Below are 2,657 nucleotides of genomic sequence, written 5' to 3' on the forward strand. Positions count from 1 at the left end.
GGGGTCGGTGAAGACCCTCGCGGATCGCCCGCCGCGCGCGGGCCGGGGCAGGCGGCGACCGCTGAACCTGCCCGACCAGTCCCAGGACCTGATCGATCAGCCTGATGAGCCTGCACTGGGCCAACGACCTGCCGGGCGCGCTCGCCCAGATCCGGCGCGCCCTGAAGCCGGACGGCCTGTTCGTCGGCACGCTGCTGGGCGCGGGCACGCTGAAGGAGCTGCGGGCGGTGCTGACCGAGGCCGAGCTGGAGGCGCGCGGGGGGGCCCAGGCGCGGGTGTCGCCCTTCGCCGATGGGTTCGACGGGGCGGCGCTGCTGCAGCGCGCCGGCTTCGCCCTGCCGGTGTCGGACGTCGACCGGCTGACGGTGCGCTATCCGGACCTGTTCACCCTGGTGCGGGACTTGAGGGCGATGGGCGAGACCAATGTCCTGGCCGGACGGGTCCGGCCGCTGACCCGGGGGATCGTCGCGCGGGCCGCGCAGCTCTACGCCGAGCGGTTCGGAGAGCCCGACGGGCGGATCCCGGCCACGTTCGAGATCGTGCACCTGGCCGGCTGGGCCCCGCACGAAAGCCAGCAGAAACCGCTGCCCCGGGGCTCGGCCAAGATGCGGCTGGCCGACGCGCTGGGGGTCAAGGAGCAGACGGGCGAGGACTAGATCCGCCCAGGTCCTCGTCATCCCCGGCCTTGCGCCGGGGATCCATGGACGCCGGTTCGGCCGGAGGGACTTGAGCGTCGGGATCGGTGTTTATGGATGGCCCGGACAAGCCCAGCCATGACGGACGTGCTCAAGCAAGGCCCGCGCCTAGCCGCCCATCGCGTTGCGGATCGCGTTCATCGCGCCGTTGAAGATGCCGCTGCCGGCGCCGGCGAAGGCGGTCAGGGCCGACAGGATGACCAGGAAGATCAAGGCGATGATCAATCCGTACTCGAGAGCCGTCGCGCCACGCTCGTCTTGGTTGAAGCGTCTGACGAAACGTTTCATCGGCGCCTCCTCCCTCGGCGGCTAGAGCAGGTCGCGCAGCCAGGCGACCAGGGGTTCGTCGGCCGGCGGCATGGGCCAGTCCGAAAGCTGGTTCGGCCGCACCCATTTCAGGGCCGCGTGCTCACGGGCCTGAACCACCCCCGACCAGCGGCGGCACAGGTACAGTGGCATCAACAGGTGAAATGAATCGTAAGCGTGACTGGTGAACACGAAGGGGGCCAGGCAGGCCTCGTTCACGTCGATGCCCAGCTCTTCCTTCAGCTCGCGGATCAGGGCGGCCTCGGGCCGTTCGCCCGGCTCGACCTTGCCGCCCGGGAACTCCCACAGGCCCGCCAACTGCTTGCCCTCGGGCCGTTGGGCGATCAGCACGCGGCCGTCCGCATCGATCAGGGCGACGGCGACGACGAGGACGGTCTTCAAGTCCGGCGTCTCGCTCACGAGCGGTAGTCGCCGTTGATCTCGACGTAGCGCTTGGTCAGGTCGCAGGTCCACACGGTGGCCGAGGCGCGGCCCGAGCCGACGTCGACGGTGATGTCGATCTCGGGGTTCTTCATGTAGGCGCTCATTTTCGCCTCGTCGTAGGTCGGCGCGGGCGCGCCGTCGATCGCGGCCTGGTGCGGACCGAACTTGATGGCGAGATGGTCGCGATCCACCGGTTCCTCGGTCTTGCCCACCGCCATGACGACCCGGCCCCAGTTGGCGTCCTCGCCGGCGAGCGCGGTCTTGACCAGCGGGCTGTCGGCGATGGACTTGGCCAGCTTGCGGGCGGAGGCCGGCGACGCAGCGCCGTCGACGGTGACCTTGACGAATTTGGTCGCGCCCTCGCCATCGCGGACCAGCTGGTGGGCGAGGTCCAGCATCACCTTGTCCAGGGCGGCTGAGAAATCCTTCAGGCGGCGGTCGCCGACACGGCCGATGCGCGGCGCGCCCGAGGCTCCCGTCGCGAACAGCAGGGCGGTGTCGTTGGTGGAGGTGTCGCCGTCGACGGTGACGCTGTTGAAGGTCGTGCGGACGTGCAGGCCCAGCAGCGCCCTGAGCACGTTGGGATGGATGTTGGCGTCGGTGACGATGAAGGCCAGCATGGTCGCCATGTCGGGCGCGATCATGCCCGAACCCTTGGCGATGCCGGCGATGCGGACGGTGTGGCCCTCGATCTGGCACTCGGCGTACGAGCCCTTCGGGAACGTGTCCGTGGTCATGATCGCCTGGCCGGCGCGGGCCCAGTTGTCGGGATCCAGGCCCGCCTCGACGTCGTGCAGGCGCGCGGCGATCTTGCGGTCGTCCAGCACCACGCCGATCACGCCGGTCGAGGCCAGCATGACGTCGCGCTGGCGACAGCCGAAGCGCTTGGCGACCTCGGAGGCCGTGCGGCGGGCGGCGTCGGCCCCGGCCTTGCCGGTGAAGGCGTTGGCGCAGCCGGCGTTGACCACCAGGGCGCGGACGTCCGTTCCCCCGCCCTCGGCGTCCAGGTGCCGCTTGCACCAGTCCACCGGCGCGGAGCCGACCTTGTGGCGGGTGAAGACGCCGGCGCAGGTCGTGCCGCGCGCGAAGCTGAACACCACCAGGTCGTCGCGCTCGTGCTTGTAGAAGCCGGCGCGGGCGTCGCGATCTCGACGCCGCCGATGAGCGGGATCGTCGGGAAGGGCACGGCCAGGGGCGAGATCTGCAGGCCCG

The 2,657-nt window shown here is 70.5% G+C and carries 2 protein-coding genes and 2 pseudogenes; 1 reads left to right on the plus strand and 3 read right to left on the minus strand.

What is annotated here, in order from left to right; translation table 11 throughout:
- Positions 1–656: pseudogene (locus AC2W7C_RS16445) on the plus strand (methyltransferase domain-containing protein); the annotation flags it as partial.
- A gap of 147 nt (positions 657–803) precedes the next feature.
- On the opposite strand, the gene AC2W7C_RS16450 reads toward AC2W7C_RS16445, so the two are convergent.
- The 3 genes and pseudogenes from AC2W7C_RS16450 to argJ form a co-directional block, all read right to left on the minus strand.
- Positions 804–983 carry a Flp family type IVb pilin gene (locus tag AC2W7C_RS16450; protein WP_486002355.1) on the minus strand — a complete coding sequence of 60 codons (180 nt, stop codon included), beginning with the start codon at positions 981–983 and terminating at the stop codon, positions 804–806.
- A 21-nt stretch (positions 984–1,004) separates the two neighbouring features.
- Positions 1,005–1,403, minus strand: coding sequence for a (deoxy)nucleoside triphosphate pyrophosphohydrolase (locus AC2W7C_RS16455; RefSeq protein ID WP_486002356.1), 399 nt, complete (start codon positions 1,401–1,403; stop codon positions 1,005–1,007).
- Between the two features lie 14 nt (positions 1,404–1,417).
- Positions 1,418–2,657, minus strand: a pseudogene (argJ, locus tag AC2W7C_RS16460) (bifunctional glutamate N-acetyltransferase/amino-acid acetyltransferase ArgJ); the annotation flags it as partial.

The sequence above is a fragment of the Brevundimonas sp. CURTG3B2_SDJG genome, from assembly GCF_057364705.1.